This is a genomic window from Sporosarcina sp. Y1009 (genome assembly GCF_057669865.1).
This window is the reverse complement of record NZ_JBYHFO010000001.1, coordinates 94,580-109,974: the sequence shown is the minus strand read 5'-3', so window position 1 is coordinate 109,974 and position 15,395 is coordinate 94,580. Positions and strand designations below refer to the sequence as shown.

Sequence of the window (15,395 nt, the reverse complement as noted above, 5' to 3'; positions counted from 1 at the left end):
GGCCGCAAAATAGATTCAATCTCTCACATTAACAAAAATTCCATCCAAGTTAGGTTCTTTCGTGAGTAATCCTGCTTTTTCCATCCAATCCGCAGTGACTTCCCATACTTCTGCATCCTGATCGCCAAATTTACCATTAGATTTCATCTTCGGAAGCAGAATGGATAGCGATTCTTTTTCGACTTCTTCTATTAAAGGAAAGTTCGCCTTATCCTGATGTTTCAACAAAATCGTTAGTGCTTCATCTGGATTGTTTTCGATGTCCTCAAAGGCTTTTGTTGCTGCACGCCAAAAAGCTTTAATATTATCTTGTTCTTTAGCCCATGTATCATCACTCGTTACGACTACTAGTTCGTAAAATGAGGGGACCCCGTAATCTGTTGGATCTAGATGTCCAGGATTGTATCCTTCATACTTCAACATTGGAAATTCGTGATTGATGAACATGCCGATAGCTGCATCTGCTTTTTTAGAAACGATGGATGAACTTAATTCGAATCCGACATCGACCATTGTAACCGAGTTGAAATCAGCACCATCTGTTTCCATCATCGTTTCGATCATTGCTTCGTTAAGTGGAATTCCAGTGAAACCAATCGTTTTTCCCTCAAGATCTTTCGGAGATGTAATGCCACTCTCTTCTAAAAATCCTAAATGATTGAGTGGGGACTGAACAAGTACGCCTACCGATTTCACCGCAATATCTTGTTCTGTTTTCGCGATGATAACATCTGGTTGATATGTGATGCCCATCGTCACTTTCCCAGCGGCCGCTAAGTTAATCGGATCTGTAGGATTAGCCGGGAACTGAATATCCACTTCAATTCCTTCGTTTTCGAAATAGCCTTTTTCTTCAGCCACGTAAAGAAAACTATGTACAGCATTCGGATACCAGTCGAGCATAATACTCACTTTTTCTGTTTCATCATTATTACAAGCACTTAATACGAATAAAAGCAGGATGCTACCTAAAATCAGTTTAAGATTTTTCAACTTTTTGTCCTCCAATTTAACATGCGTTTTTCAATGTAAGTCACACAAACAAATAATAGAATTCCAACAAAGGTTAGAACGAAAATCGGTGCAAATACCGCCGCCCCGTCAAATTGTGTCATCATGCGACGACTGAAATACCCGAGTCCTGCTTGGGCGCCTAACCATTCTCCAATGGCTGCACCGATGACGCTTAGCGTGACAGCGACTTTTAATCCTGAAAAGAAGTGGGGAAGTGCAATGGGTATAGAATACTTCAAGAATATATCTTTTTTCGTAGCCCCCATTGTTAAAAATAATTCCTTAGTTTCCCTTTTTCCGGAAGACAACCCATCAAAGGTATTCACTGTAATGGGAAAAAAGGTGATTAATACAGCGACGGCGACTTTGCTCCAAATCGTGTAGCCGAACCAAAGTACGAAAATCGGTGCAAGCGCAATCACCGGCACCATTTGAGATGCGATTAAAATCGGATAGATTGCTTTTTGTACACTAGCATTTAAAGACATCCAAACTGCAATTGCAATACCCAAAATGATTGAAAGCATAAGTCCGATGACAATTGACAATAGAGTCACAGGCAAATGGACTAAAAATAGAACATCTTTTAATTCCCAAAGGCGAACTAAAATTTGAACAGGGGACGGAAGAATAAACGCTTTATCAATCGTCCGTGCGCAAATTTCCCAAAGGACAAAGAACAAGATTACGATCAATAAAGATGCTGTATTTCTCATAAAGAAACCTCACTCCGTAGCGTACTAAGCAACTGCTCTTTCAATTCCAACATGTCAGGTCGATGCAAATCGTTACGCGTTCGTTCTCGTGGTAGTGGAATTGAGATTTTTTCAATAGCAGTAACAGGTATATTTTTCAATAAAAAAATACGATCTGAGAGAAATAATGCTTCGTCTACATCATGTGTGATGAATAGAATTGTTGACTTTCTTTTTTCCCATTGCTCGAGTAACCATTCTTGCATCGATAATTTCGTAATCGCATCAAGTGCAGAAAAGGGTTCATCAAGGAGTAGCAAAGGATTTCCTGAAAGAACAGCGCGTAAAAAGGCAACGCGCTGTTTCATGCCACCTGATAACTCAGATGGATACTGATCTTCGGTCCCTTCTAACCCAAACTCTTGCAACAATGATTTTATTTCTTTATAGGCAGTTTGTTTATCAATTCCTTTAATTTCAAGGGGGAAAAAGGCATTTTCCAAAATGGTTCGCCACGGCAGAAGGAGGTCTTGTTGTGGCATATAGCCTACTTTTCCTAACCGATCCCCATTTTTATTACCCTCAAGAGTGATATCACCCGCTTGTGGCTTATCGAGGCCCGTGACGAGGCGGAAAATCGTGCTTTTACCAGAACCACTTACACCTAAGATTGAAATAAACTCACCTGGACGAACTGTAAATGAAAGTTCGTCCAGTACCATTTTTTCATCATAACCAAACGAGACATTATTAAATTCCAACATCAGCAGTTTCAACGCCTACAACTTCTGGCCACATTTGTTTGTTGTTCGCCATATCCCAGAACATATATTCAAAGCGAGTCGTATTTAAAAAGATTTCCTCAAGTTTTTGTAGCTCATGTTCAGGTTTTCCTTCTGCGACTTCATTCATTAAATCGATACACCAACCTGCTAGTTCACCGAATGCTTCAGAAGAATACATGCGAATCCAGTCGCCGTATAGCGGATGATCTGCCGCCCCTGGGATCGCATTTAGTTCTTTTCCGATTTCCCAATAACTCCAAGCACATGGGAGGACAGCTGCGACAACTTCCGCAAGCGTTCCTTTTTGACTGACATGCAGCATGTAATGGGTGTAGGCAAGGACAATAGGGGATGGCTTTGCATTCTCAAGTTCATCTTCTGAAATGCCAAATCTTGCTGCGTATTTTCGGTGAAGCGCCATCTCCGTATTCAATGTACCTTCCAGTAAACTAGCAAATTTCCCCATCGTTTCAACATCATCAGCTTTCACAGCGCCGATTGCGAAAACCTTTGAGTAATCGATTAAATATAAGTAATCCTGCACCATGTAGAATCGGAAGCTTTCTTGATCAACTGTCCCATCGCCAATTCCTTTTACAAATGGATGATTATGATTCTGTCTCCAAATCGGTAATGTCTTCTCATGCAAGCGGTCAGTGAACTTTATTTCTAACACTCTCCCTAAGAATTTTTCCCAATTAAAAAACCCACTCCTTGAAAAAGAAGTGGGTTGTAGACAGTCAAATTTTTATCCCCGATAATAGACGGGTAGAATTTTATACGTCGTCACCTCTTCCTTACGCCAGCATTATCTGGTTCAAGTTGAAAGGGTTTAGGCATTCATTCGCCAGTCTCAGCTCTTTATCGAGCACCCCTAGTGGTGGATCTTATGAAATTGGATTCTATTAAGTATAAGCATATAGGAATTAGAAGGTCAAATTATTGGTTGGAAATAGGAGGAAAGATAGAAGGAATTCATTTTTGGACGATTTTACTGTAAAGTAGTAAGAAAGAGTAACAAAAGGGGGAAGTAAGCTATGAAATTTTTCCATACGGCGGATTGGCATTTGGGCAAGCTTGTTCAAGGGGTTTATATGACGGACGAACAACGGTTTATATTAAACCAATTTATCGAAGCGATAGAAATAGAGAAGCCTGATGCGATTGTCATTGCGGGTGATTTGTATGACCGGGCGGTTCCGCCAACAGAAGCGGTGGCATTACTTGATGAAGTACTGGAGAAAATTGTGATAGACATGAAAATACCAGTCATTGCAATCGCAGGAAACCATGACAGCCCGGGACGCCTTCATTTTGGTAGTAGTCTTATGCAGAAGAACGGGTACTTTATTGCAGGTCAAGTGTCGAAAGTAATTGAACCAGTCGTTTTACAGGACGAATTCGGCGAAGTCCATTTTCACCTTGTGCCGTTTGCGGATCCATCTGTGATTAAACATCTCCACGCGGATGAAACAATTTCTAATCATCAAGATGCTATGAAGAAAATCACAGAGGGCATTTACGAAAAGATGGACGACAAAGCACGTCATGTTTTTGTTGGGCATGCCTTTGTCACGCCGCACGGGGAAAGTGAAGAGAATACGAGTGATTCAGAACGGCCAATTGCGATTGGAGGAGCGGAATACGTTTCGGCGCATTTGTTTGAGAAATTCCATTACACAGCGCTCGGTCATTTGCATCAAGCCCACTATGTGTTGGATAAAACCATTTATTATGCAGGATCGCCGCTTAAATATTCAATTTCTGAAGAGAATCATAAGAAAAGTTTTTTCATCGTGGAATTAGACCATGAAGGAAATGCTACTGTTGAAAAACGTGAATTGATCCCGAATCGAGATATGCGTACAGTTGAAGGCACCATTGAAGAAATACAGAAACATCCAATTAGCGAGGATTACGTATTTGTAAAACTTCTTGACGAGACACCGGTTTTATTTCCAATGGAAAAGATTCGGTCGGTCTATCCAAATGCGATGCATGTTGAACGGAAGATGTTAATGCCGACTAAGAGCATGGACACAGAAACAAAAACAGAACGTGGCAAAATGGACGATATCCAGCTATTTACTGGATTTTATAAAGAAATGATTGGCGAAACAGTTGATGAAGAAACGAAAAACTTATTTGAAGAAGTTCTATATGAAGTCATGAACCGGGAGGAGGGGTGACAGTGAAACCAGTTAAACTGACCATGACAGCGTTTGGGCCTTATAAAGGAACCGAAACAGTCGATTTCAGAGAGCTTAAGGATAACCGATTATTTGTTATATCTGGTGCAACAGGTTCGGGAAAAACAACAATATTTGATGGTATCTGCTTTGCGTTATACGGTCAAGCAAGCGGAGAAGACCGGACGGATATTCGTGCGATGCGAAGTGACTTTGCCGATAATGATACACAAACCACAGTCGAGCTAACCTTTCAAATTCACAGCCGTACGTATCGAATTATGAGGCAAATTCCGTATGTAAAAGAAGGAAACAAAACAGAAACTTCGGCCAGCTGCGAGTTTTATGAACAAACCTCGAACGGAGAAATTCCGATTGTCGATCGACAAATCGTTTCGGAAATCAATAAAAAGGCTGAAGAATTAATTGGATTTACACAAGCGCAGTTTAGTCAAATTGTCATGTTGCCCCAAGGCGAATTTAGAAAATTCCTCACCTCTGACACGGAAAACAAAGAAACCATTATGCGTAAAATATTCAGAACTGAGCCTTACCGAGAAATTGTTGTACGCTTAAAAGGTAAACAAGATGAAGCGAAGGCGATGTTGCAAGCTGAAGAGCAAAAAAGAACAAGTTTAATAGAACAAATCCCGTCACTATTACCAAAAAGAGATTCCGCGATTTTTGAAGTGTTAAGAACGGACTACTACAATGCAAATCAAATCGTAGACGGACTTGAAGATGAATTACAGTACTATAAAGAAAAAACGATTCACGATCAAAACTTATATGTAACTGCTAATAAAAGCCATGCGAAAATGTTGGAACAATACCATATCGCGAAGAATATGAATGACCAATTGATTGAGTTGGAGAAAAGAAAGCAACGTTATGCAGCGCTTAAACAGCAAATTCCAATTTTGGAAAAGAAGTCAAAACAACTTGGGAATGCAGAGCGTGCGACGGCTATTGAACAAATCGAAATCCAGTATGCGGAATTGAAAAAAGAACTAGAAGAAAAGACTGTTCATCTTAAAAAAGCATCTGAGCGAGTTCAGATGTTATCAGAAGAACTAGTGAAAATTGAAACGCAGTTTCATGAAGAGGAAGCGAAAAAACCTGAGCGAGAAAAAATAACAGAAAGTCTAATTCGTTTAAATGATACGCTTCCTAAGGTGAAGGAATTAGCTTCAAAAAAAGAAGCACTTTCAATTAGTAAGAATGAACAACATAAAATTCAACATACATTAACCGAAACGACTGAGAATTCTACGAGTGAAACTAAAATTGTAACTGCCCTTAAAACTACTATTGAAGAATTAGAGAAACGACTCATTCCCTATGATGACAAAGTAGATTTGTTAACGAATACAACTGGAAAATGTCGTGTTGTGAATGAATTCATCTCGATGAGAGAGCGCGTTTCAAAGCTAGAAAAAGAAAAAAGTCATCATGAAATTGCCTATAAATCTTATCAGAAAAAATATGGAGAAATGGCACAGGACTGGTTGAATCATGAAGCGGCAACATTGGCAGAAATGCTTCACGACGGCGAGAATTGTCCCGTTTGTGGAAGTAAGGATCATCCTAATAAAGCACATCGTGGTGAAGTATCAGTCACCAAAGAAGAGTTGGAGGTTGCAAGTAAGCAACTGGCGAAGATTGAAAGCGACTACCGAACTGCCGATGCAAACTACCAGAGTTTTCTTAACCAGTTAACTGCCATGAACGAAAACCTTGTGCGCCTCGAACTGGAAATTGACTCCATTGACGAAGCAAGCAACAAGCTGCATGAATTGAAAAATAGTTTGGAAGATGAAGTAAAAGAACTACGTGAAACTAGAATTCAACTCTCGAAATTAAAAGAAAACTTAGCCGTTCAAAGTAAAATAGCAGATGAATTGGCTACAGCTAAACATGAACTGGAAAGAGCATTTCTTGAAAGTAGTGCTTCGCTTGAAACCAAACAAGCGATTTTCAATCACACGTTAAATTCAATTCCTGAAGATGTTCGAGAACTAGGTGTATTAGAACAAAGAATTCATGCACTTAATACCAAAAAAAGTGAAATAGATCGCGCTTGGGAATCCATTCAAAAATTGCGAGAAGAAAGCAGAAATCAACTCTCTGCTAGCAAATCAGCAGAAACTCATGCCAAAACAGCACTTGTGGAAGTAGAGATGAAAAAAGGTAACGCCAAACAAAGATTTAAAGAAGCACTAGAAAAATCCGAATTCCAAACCGAAGCAGCTTATCTGGAAGCCAAAATGGACGAGGCATCACGTATACAATTGAAAAACGAAATTGATGATTTCAAACAACAATACTATGCTGTACGTGAGGCTATGAAAGAATTGGCGAAGCAGTTGGAAGGGCAGGAAATAACGGATTTACTAGCACTCGAAAAAACTTTGAGTGAATTGAAAGTGGCTTACGAAACTGCCTATCAAGAATATAATCGTTCACTAGACTTTGAAAAAACAATCATAAGATTAAAAGATAAAATTCATGACACATCACTAAAAATAGATCAACTTAATAAAACCTATGGAAAAATTTCAAATCTTTACGACGTTGTTCGTGGACATAACAACTTACGATTATCATTTGAACGTTATATTCAAATTGAATATCTAGAGCAAATTATACAATCAGCAAATGAAAGACTAAGGGAAATGTCGAATGGCCAATTCCAATTAATTCGCAGTGATCGCCAGGAAGTTCGGGGGAGACAAAGCGGTTTGGGCCTTGATGTGAATGATGCCTACACGGGTCAAACGCGTGATGTAAAAACACTGTCTGGTGGAGAGAAATTTAACGCATCTTTATGTTTAGCGCTAGGAATGGCGGACGTTATTCAAAGTTTTCAAGGTGCGGTTTCCATTGATACGATGTTTATCGATGAAGGTTTTGGTTCTTTGGATGAAGAATCATTGAATAAAGCAATCGATACATTGATAGACTTACAAAAATCAGGACGTGTCATCGGCGTTATTTCACATGTTGAAGAATTAAAAGCAGCTTTCCCGGCAATCCTCGAAGTGAGAAAATCAAGAGAAGGCCACAGTCACACTAAGTTTCTATTAAAATAATAGAAGAATCCCAATTGCACTATGTAAAGAATGCAATTGGGATTTTTTTTATTAATAATGAGCAAAAAGAGAAAATTGGAACAAGTTACTATACATTAACATATTGAATTATTTCACAAAGGGGAGTAGTATTATCTTCAGCGATATATTGCATATAGCAAAGCTGAAAAATTTAGGAGGAACAAAAATTATGGAACCAACAAAAATTAAATTCTCGTCATATCTTCTCATTGGCGTCATGCTGTTCGCTTTATTCTTTGGCGCAGGGAATCTCATATTTCCAGCACAGCTCGGACAATATGCTGGAGAAAGTTTATGGATAGCTGTTATTGGATTTTTAATAACTGGTGTAGGATTGCCTTTTCTAGGAATTCTTGCAATGGGATTTTCGGGAAGCCGAAACTTACAAGACCTAGCGAGTAGAATTAATCCAATCTATGGAGTCATATTCACTTCACTTTTATATTTAACGATTGGGCCATTTTTTGCAGCCCCTCGTACAGGTGCTGTTGCATTTGACATCGGATTTGCACCTTATATCGGTGAAGATTATTTACAAATTGCTTTACTAATTTTCACGTTACTGTTTTTTGGAATTACGTTATGGCTATCACTAAACCCCGCCAAAATTGTTGATACGGTAGGTAAATACCTTTCCCCGGGGATTATTATTCTAATTTTCGTATTACTCATCCTAGTAATCCTGAAACCAATGGGTGCAATTGGCTCACCACAAGGTGATTATATTACCGGGCCATTTATGAAGGGCTTTACAGAAGGATACAATACGATGGATGCACTTGCGTCGTTAGTTTTCGGAATTATTGTGATAAAAGCAATTCGAGCATTGGGTGTTACAAATAAGACAGATATTCTAAAGGCTACTGCTAAATCTGGAGCTGTTGCAACATTATTCCTTGCAATTATATATGTTGGAATCGCCTATTTAGGTGCAACAAGTACCCAACTTCTTGGTTTTATGGAAAACGGAGGACCTGTCCTAAGTGGAGCGTCTACACATTATATGGGGACATTTGGTTCGGTCATGCTAGGTGTAATTATTGTACTTGCATGTCTAACGACAAGTATTGGACTCATCACTGCTTGTGGCGAATACTTCCACACGCTTTTCCCGAAAATAAGTTATAAAGTATTCGTAATAATCTTTTCAACATTTTGTCTGGTCGTTTCAAACTTTGGATTGACAAACATTATTACATATTCAGTTCCAGTTTTAATGTTCTTATATCCACTTGCTGTTGTTTTAATGTTATTGACATTCACATCGCCGTTATTTAATCACTCACGGATCGTTTATATTGCAGCAACTGCAGTTGCGTTTATGATTAGTATTATTGATGGATTAAAAACACTGTGTCAGACATTAGAAATCGATTATTTCCCTTGGTTAGAAGCAATCGTTAACTTCTATAAAAGTGTATTGCCGCTGTACGAGGAAGGACTTGGTTGGTTAATCCCAGTCTTAGTTATTATGTTGGTAACTGGGATAATCGCCCGTATGTTTAAAATGTCTAGCGTGCACGCTTAAAAGGTGAAAAAAGTATGAGCGGAAATTTTCCGCTCATACTTTTTAATTTGTAGAAAATCGATAGGCGCTGTTAAAATTTCATTCAGCGTTCGACAAATGAAATTTTTCAGCAGTACGCAACCAGTTTTTACGCATGGCAGTTGAAACATTCTCTATGTCCTGTTCTTTCATTAATGTAATAATTTTATTATGTTCATCAATTGAACTACTTGTTAGTACGATCGAGTTATGGAAAAATAATCTTCGAACATGGGCTTGGAGAGAATCAACAATCGTAAAAATATAGGGGTTATTTGCAGCATCAACAATGATTTGATGGAACTCTTCATCGATTTTTAACGCGGAAAAATGATCCCCTGATTCAATGACTTCAGCAAAATGGTTATTTGTATCTTCAAGTAGTGTTAATTGGTCTTGAGTCAAATTAGGGATTGCAAGCTCCGCAGATAATGCTTGAAGTGCAGCAAGCGGCGGTAACAGATCTGTAATCGATTCTTTATTAACTGAAGTTACTTGCGTCGCTTTTCCCGGGAACATTTCCACAAAACCCTGCGTTTCTAAAAGTTGCAGTGATTCACGTACAGGTGTCCTGCTAATACCCAGTGCGGAAGCTAGTTCTTTATCATACAATTTTTCACCTTGTTGCAACGTCCCATCAATAATCCACTGTTGAATTTGATTGAAAGCAGTTTCTTTCGCCGTCTTCCGTTTCGGCTTTGAATAATCAGAAGGTATTGGCATTTGTTAGCACCCTCCAGTTTAGGCATTTCTTATAGTATACAGGTTTAACAGTACAACTATCTACCTATTTATTATTCCGTTTTTATCTATCGAAATGGAGTGACCATTTAAAAGTATAATCTCTAACGGAAATGTTTCACTAATCTGAGTGGAAAAGTACCATCTTCTTTTTGGTGGAACCAGAATCATGTAGGAATCATCTTCACCTAAAAAGTTCAGTGAGTCTGCTTCAACCGTTTTATGGTTACGACTCGTAACGCCGAGTTCTTGAATTTTTTCTGCAACCTCAAGGACATGGGGAGTCGTTATACTCATCTCACTAATATCCAATAGCGAGCTAATCGCAAAGTCAGCTTCACTGTAGTTAGTTCTCCGTCCTATAAACTCAACAACATTCCCAGCAGGATCGTCGAAGTATATAGCATCAGCATTAAAGCTTTTATAATAAATTTCGTCGTTACCATCCTCCTGGTTCAGCTTGACGCGGGCTTGTAACCATTTTTTTGCTTCGGACATATGATTGCCGGGAATATTAAATGCAAAATGATAGGTGGCAGGAAGGGGACTCTCTTTAAAGGTTAAAACAGATCTTCCGATTTTTAACGTAAAACAATCAATGCTTTCGTCAACCACAAACATATCCAAAGTGTTTTGATAGAAATCTTTCAACTCGTTCAATTGATTGGTATGCAAAGTTACTGCTTTAAATATGTTAATCACCTCTTGAATTTTTGAGTTACTAGTGGCTGTTTTTTATTCGAAAAATAGTAAAATCCGTACCCAAGCATGCTGCCCAATGTATTCAACCATAAATCATCGATATCACTACTCCGAGCTTGTGAGAGTTGTGTTACTTCTATAAACAGCGAAGTGGACACGCCAATTAAAGCAACTTTCCAAAATCGGTTAAACTTGCCCCATAATAACGGGATAAGAAAACCAATTGGCATAAAGATACAGATGTTTCCCAAAAAGTTGATGATAAATGGTTGCCAATAATTGAGTTCAGTAATGGCATAGTAATTATCTTGAAAAACGCGAAAGGGGACCAAGTTGATATTAGAAAATGAGCGAGTAACCTCGGGACCGGTATAAAATCGTGTCAAAATTGTTTGGGAAAATAATGCAATCATGAAAAGACAAAAAATAATCACTCCGGCTTCATGAAATAGATTAACCTCTTTGTTGCGGATTTTATTGTAAAAAAAGCGGTAAATCATGGTAAAGGGAAGTGCAATTATCATATAAGGAAGCATTTCTTGAATGTACCCAAAAATAGCTGTCAAAAAGTTCACCTAGTTCTACGATTATTTACTTGCTTTGAAATTATATAAGGGCTTAATGACTTCTAACACTTCAACAGTCTCTCCGATATGTTTCACAATATCGTCCATTTTCTTATAGGCGAAAGGGGACTCGTCAACTGTAGATTTTGTGACGGAAGTACTCCACACATCTTTCATTGTATCCTCAAATTCCGTCAAGTTCACTTCACGCCTTGCTTGTGAACGACTCATAATTCTACCAGCTCCGTGTGGACCCGAATAGTTCCAATCTGGGTTTCCTTTACCTCGGCAAATTAAAGAACCATCTCGCATATTCATCGGGATAATAACAACTTCGCCATCTTGGGCTGAAATCGCGCCTTTTCGAAGAATCATATTGTCGATATCGACGTAATTATGGATTGTGTCGAATTCAGAAACCGTATTCCAATCCATACCTCTCATAATAACTTCAGCCATCGTTTTCCGGTTAAGTGCTGCATATTGCTGAGCGATATTCACATCGTGTAAATAATTCTGCATTTCTTCCCCTTCAAGATAAGCCATATCTTTGGTCAGTGTAGAATCTATGTTTGTGTCAACCGCTACCTGTTGATAATGATCTGATATTTGTTTGCCAGGATTACGACTGCCAGAATGAATGACTAAGTAAACACTCGCGTCTTCACCTTCATTTACTTCTATAAAGTGATTGCCGCCGCCGAGTGTACCAATACTCCCACGGGCTCTTCCTTCATTAATAGGAGCAATAATCTTATCGTAAGGAATAACATCTGCATTGCGGTGTGCTTTTTTTCGGATTTTCATCCCACTCGGTACATTTTGACGAATGATACGATCTAATTTCTTGAAGTCAATCGTCTCTTTTTGAACATCCAATTTGACGCAAATCATGCCACAACCAAGATCAACACCTACAAAGTTCGGGACGATTTTGTCTTTAATCGTCATTGTCGTTCCGATTGTGCATCCTTTTCCAGCATGTAAATCAGGCATCATACGTATTTTTGAATCTTGTAGAAACGCTTGATTGCATAAATCATAAACTTGCTGTTTTGCACTTTCTTCAATTTCATCAGTATAGACAATCGCAGTATTATGTCTACCTTTTATTTCAATCATGATGATCCCTCTTTCTTAGATTTGTCTTTTGTATTTCTGTGCAATATCGCGGTCATCTGCGGAAGTTCCGTAGGCAAATTCTTCGTGTTGAAAGATAAAACCGCGTGCTTCATAGAAAGGAATGCCGTAATGATTACCTTTTGCAACAGCAACCCATTGTTCGTTTGCGCCGTATGAATATTTCTGTACCTTAGTGAAAAAATTGAGTAGTCGTGTACCTACGCCAAAACCTCGATAGTTCGGGTCCATATAAAAGACATAAATCTCCCCAGCAGTCTTGGTAATCATACCCCCTCCAATCACACCTATGATTTCCCCTTCTTTTTCAGCTACAAAATAGCCATTCCATTTTTCATTAATCGAAGTAATTTCATCTTTAATTCTCTCTTCATTGTAATATAGGTCGATCAGATTTTGAATATATCGTTGAGAGTAGAGGCCTATATAGGTAAACCACTGGCTAGTAACGAGTACTGAGGTAACCATTTTGGTGTCTTTTGCTGTTGCCTGTCGAATTACTAAATGATTCATAGTCTTTCATCTCCTTCCTTGTAATACTTGGGTAGCGATTTGTAATGAGAAAAGCAGTATTTTGTAATGTCCGTGTAATTATCGCCTGTTAGTATGAACATAGACTAAAAAAACATAGGAGATGAGTTTTTGAAAAAGATTTTAACAATGTTTATAGTTTCAGCAGGCTTAGTGGCATTTGGTGCGAGTGAAAGCTCAGCATCATCCTCAACATATACGATTGAAAAAGGTGATACATTATCCGAAATTGCCATTTCGAATAATGTTAGTGTAGGTGACTTAAAAGAATGGAACAATTTACAGTCCACAGTCATCTATCCAAACCAAAAACTTAATATTTCAGAAGTATCGAAAGCATCGAAAGCAAAAGAATATACAATTAAAAAAGGTGATACTCTTTATAGAATCGCCAACATGCATAACGTTTCGATTGCAGACCTGATGGCAAAGAATAATTTGACATCAACCCTTATTTATCCGAACCAAAAGCTTACAGTGGAATCGATAGGGAGCTCGGCTAAAACATCAACTGCGAAGGCTACAGAAACACCAGCCAAAAAACCAGCAATAGCGAAAGCGAGCAAAAAGGTCGAAACACCATCCCGTTCAACTTCGGAAAAAGCAACAAAGGAATTTACCGTGACAGCAACAGCCTATACAGCTTATTGTAACGGATGTTCAGGAATAACCAAAACAGGTATCAACTTAAGAGCAAATCCAGATTTAAAAGTAATTGCCGTAGATCCTTCAGTTATCAAGTTAGGCACTAAAGTGCATGTAGAAGGATATGGCTACGCAGTCGCTGGTGATATTGGCGGCGCGATAAAAGGAAACAAAATCGATGTTTTCATCCCGTCGAAAAGTGATGCTTACAAATGGGGTCGAAAACAAGTTAAAATAAAAATACTTGATTAATAATAAGCTGGTTAGCCGTTATTCGGTTAACCCGCTTTTTTTTCGGATAAAAATAATTTGTTGTTTATTTTATAAAAAAACATATAGTAGAAAAAGAGAATTTCTTTTCTGTAACCGAAATGATATACTTGTAATAATTGAAATATACTTGTTGAAAAGTGGTGACAAAAATGGATAAACGTAAAATTATGTTAATCCTTGTTTTAATAATTGGGGTAGCCTTATTTATTTGGATTCAATTTGTTGAAGTACCCAATAAAGTTAGAATGGGTGAAGAAAAAATGCAACAAGATCCGCTAACCCATGATTTCGAAAAAGTTACTTCATTTAAAAATCCTTATATGGGCGATGCATCAAATCTTTCACAACTATTTAATGCATTACCTTTAAATAACTATAGAGGTTCAATTGAATTGAAACCAGAGAAGCATCTACTGATTGTTGAATATGATCTGGATGAAAATGTTACTGAGGAAACGATTAAGCAAATGATTGTTTATAATTCAACAGCAGCTTTTACACTAATAGGGAATTTGCGTAAAGTGAACTTTTTAATTGGAAACGAATCTTATACAGTGACACGTGAGAATGTTGACAAATGGTTCGGCACAACATTGGTAGATTTCAAAGATCCGGCCATATTCAAGGAAAAAGTTCAAGATAATTTGACAAAAGACATTGATCATTGGGTACACGCATATACGGAAGGGGAATGATTTTGTGGATGTCGTGATTGTAACAGGGGCGTCAAAAGGAATAGGATACGAACTTTCGAAACAATTGCAGAACCTTGGGAAAAAAGTAATCAGCATTGCAAGAACTTCGAACAAGGAATTGACAAGCTTTGTGAAAGCGGACCTTTCAAAAACGGACCAACTTGAAGATATTCTGTCTTCTATTATTACTAGTCATGTAAAGAAAGCAACTTCATTTACACTGATTAATAATGCTGGAATCGTAGATCCGATAGGCTTAGTTGGGGATTTACAAGCATTCGATATTGAAAAGTCGATTGCAGTTAATTTAACTGCACCAATGATTCTTTCGAATACATTTATAGGGAAACTAAAGGATGTGTCTATTCCAAAAAGAATTGTCAATATCTCATCTGGTGCTGGAAGAAACCCTTATGAAGGGTGGGGAGCCTATTGCACGACGAAAGCAGGTCTTGACCATTTTACACGGGTAATCGCAATGGAACAGGCAGATGAAGCGTATCCGGTAGAAGTTGTTTCAATTGCACCTGGAATTATTGATACGGGTATGCAAGAAACGATCCGTGCAAGTGACGAAGGGGATTTTCCGCTTCTGGATCGATTCATCACTTATAAGGATCAAGGATTACTGAGCAGCGCAAAAGAAACAGCTGAAAAAATTATTGCCGTTTGGGATAATGAAGATTTTAAAATAATTGGTCCGATTGCTGATTTACGAGAACTTTAAAAAAGGTGTCCATCTGAATTTTCAGAGGACACC

Annotated in this window: 15 protein-coding genes and 1 riboswitch; of the genes, 6 read left to right on the top strand and 9 right to left on the bottom strand. The window is 38.2% G+C overall.

What is annotated here, in order from left to right:
• Window positions 1-15: 15 nt before the first annotated feature.
• Genes AC25Y1_RS00520 through tenA form a run of 4 tightly spaced genes read right to left on the bottom strand, consistent with a single transcriptional unit; the run spans window position 16 to window position 3,161 of the window.
• A complete protein-coding gene (locus AC25Y1_RS00520) occupies window positions 16-993 on the bottom strand; it encodes an ABC transporter substrate-binding protein (RefSeq protein WP_488145982.1) in 978 nt (325 codons plus the stop codon).
• Window positions 990-1,730, bottom strand: coding sequence for an ABC transporter permease (locus AC25Y1_RS00515; protein ID WP_488145981.1), 741 nt, complete (start codon window positions 1,728-1,730; stop codon window positions 990-992). The genes AC25Y1_RS00520 and AC25Y1_RS00515 overlap by 4 nt, the downstream gene beginning before the upstream one ends.
• Window positions 1,727-2,473 carry an ABC transporter ATP-binding protein gene (locus AC25Y1_RS00510; protein ID WP_488145980.1) on the bottom strand — a complete coding sequence of 249 codons (747 nt, stop codon included), beginning with the start codon at window positions 2,471-2,473 and terminating at the stop codon, window positions 1,727-1,729. Before AC25Y1_RS00510 ends, AC25Y1_RS00515 begins: the two co-directional genes overlap by 4 nt.
• Window positions 2,460-3,161, bottom strand: a complete 702-nt coding sequence (gene tenA, locus AC25Y1_RS00505) for a thiaminase II (RefSeq protein ID WP_488146368.1) — start codon at window positions 3,159-3,161, stop codon at window positions 2,460-2,462. Before tenA ends, AC25Y1_RS00510 begins: the two co-directional genes overlap by 14 nt.
• A 110-nt stretch (window positions 3,162-3,271) precedes the next feature.
• Window positions 3,272-3,380: riboswitch (TPP riboswitch) on the bottom strand.
• A gap of 151 nt (window positions 3,381-3,531) precedes the next feature.
• Here tenA and AC25Y1_RS00500 point away from each other — a divergent pair.
• From AC25Y1_RS00500 to brnQ, 3 genes are all read left to right on the top strand, one after another.
• Window positions 3,532-4,683, top strand: a complete 1,152-nt coding sequence (locus tag AC25Y1_RS00500; protein ID WP_488145979.1) for an exonuclease SbcCD subunit D — start codon at window positions 3,532-3,534, stop codon at window positions 4,681-4,683.
• A gap of 2 nt (window positions 4,684-4,685) precedes the next feature.
• Complete coding sequence (locus tag AC25Y1_RS00495) at window positions 4,686-7,775, top strand: AAA family ATPase (RefSeq protein ID WP_488145978.1); 3,090 nt, start codon at window positions 4,686-4,688, stop codon at window positions 7,773-7,775.
• 190 nt (window positions 7,776-7,965) lie between these two features.
• Window positions 7,966-9,324 (top strand): branched-chain amino acid transport system II carrier protein, encoded by a 1,359-nt coding sequence (brnQ, locus tag AC25Y1_RS00490; protein ID WP_488145977.1) that lies wholly within the window; start codon window positions 7,966-7,968, stop codon window positions 9,322-9,324.
• Between the two features lie 78 nt (window positions 9,325-9,402).
• On the opposite strand, the gene AC25Y1_RS00485 is transcribed toward brnQ, so the two are convergent.
• The 5 genes from AC25Y1_RS00485 to AC25Y1_RS00465 all read right to left on the bottom strand — a co-directional run bounded on the left by AC25Y1_RS00485 (window position 9,403) and on the right by AC25Y1_RS00465 (window position 13,004).
• A complete protein-coding gene (locus AC25Y1_RS00485) occupies window positions 9,403-10,065 on the bottom strand; it encodes a GntR family transcriptional regulator (protein ID WP_488145976.1) in 663 nt (220 codons plus the stop codon).
• A 60-nt stretch (window positions 10,066-10,125) separates the two neighbouring features.
• On the bottom strand, window positions 10,126-10,743 hold the full coding sequence (locus AC25Y1_RS00480; RefSeq protein WP_488145975.1) for a hypothetical protein: 618 nt from the start codon (window positions 10,741-10,743) through the stop codon (window positions 10,126-10,128).
• A 38-nt stretch (window positions 10,744-10,781) separates the two neighbouring features.
• Entirely contained in the window at window positions 10,782-11,198 is a 417-nt protein-coding gene (locus AC25Y1_RS00475; RefSeq protein ID WP_488145974.1) for a VanZ family protein, read from the bottom strand.
• A gap of 174 nt (window positions 11,199-11,372) precedes the next feature.
• Window positions 11,373-12,473 (bottom strand): RtcB family protein, encoded by a 1,101-nt coding sequence (locus tag AC25Y1_RS00470; protein WP_488145973.1) that lies wholly within the window; start codon window positions 12,471-12,473, stop codon window positions 11,373-11,375.
• A gap of 15 nt (window positions 12,474-12,488) precedes the next feature.
• Complete coding sequence (locus AC25Y1_RS00465) at window positions 12,489-13,004, bottom strand: GNAT family N-acetyltransferase (RefSeq protein ID WP_488145972.1); 516 nt, start codon at window positions 13,002-13,004, stop codon at window positions 12,489-12,491.
• A 129-nt stretch (window positions 13,005-13,133) separates the two neighbouring features.
• On the opposite strand from AC25Y1_RS00465, the gene AC25Y1_RS00460 reads away from it, so the two are divergent.
• From AC25Y1_RS00460 to AC25Y1_RS00450, 3 genes are all read left to right on the top strand, one after another.
• Window positions 13,134-13,919 carry a 3D domain-containing protein gene (locus tag AC25Y1_RS00460; protein WP_488145971.1) on the top strand — a complete coding sequence of 262 codons (786 nt, stop codon included), beginning with the start codon at window positions 13,134-13,136 and terminating at the stop codon, window positions 13,917-13,919.
• A 170-nt stretch (window positions 13,920-14,089) separates the two neighbouring features.
• Complete coding sequence (locus tag AC25Y1_RS00455) at window positions 14,090-14,635, top strand: DUF4825 domain-containing protein (protein WP_488145970.1); 546 nt, start codon at window positions 14,090-14,092, stop codon at window positions 14,633-14,635.
• Between the two features lie 4 nt (window positions 14,636-14,639).
• On the top strand, window positions 14,640-15,362 hold the full coding sequence (locus AC25Y1_RS00450) for an SDR family NAD(P)-dependent oxidoreductase (protein WP_488145969.1): 723 nt from the start codon (window positions 14,640-14,642) through the stop codon (window positions 15,360-15,362).
• The last annotated feature ends 33 nt before the right edge of the window (window positions 15,363-15,395 follow it).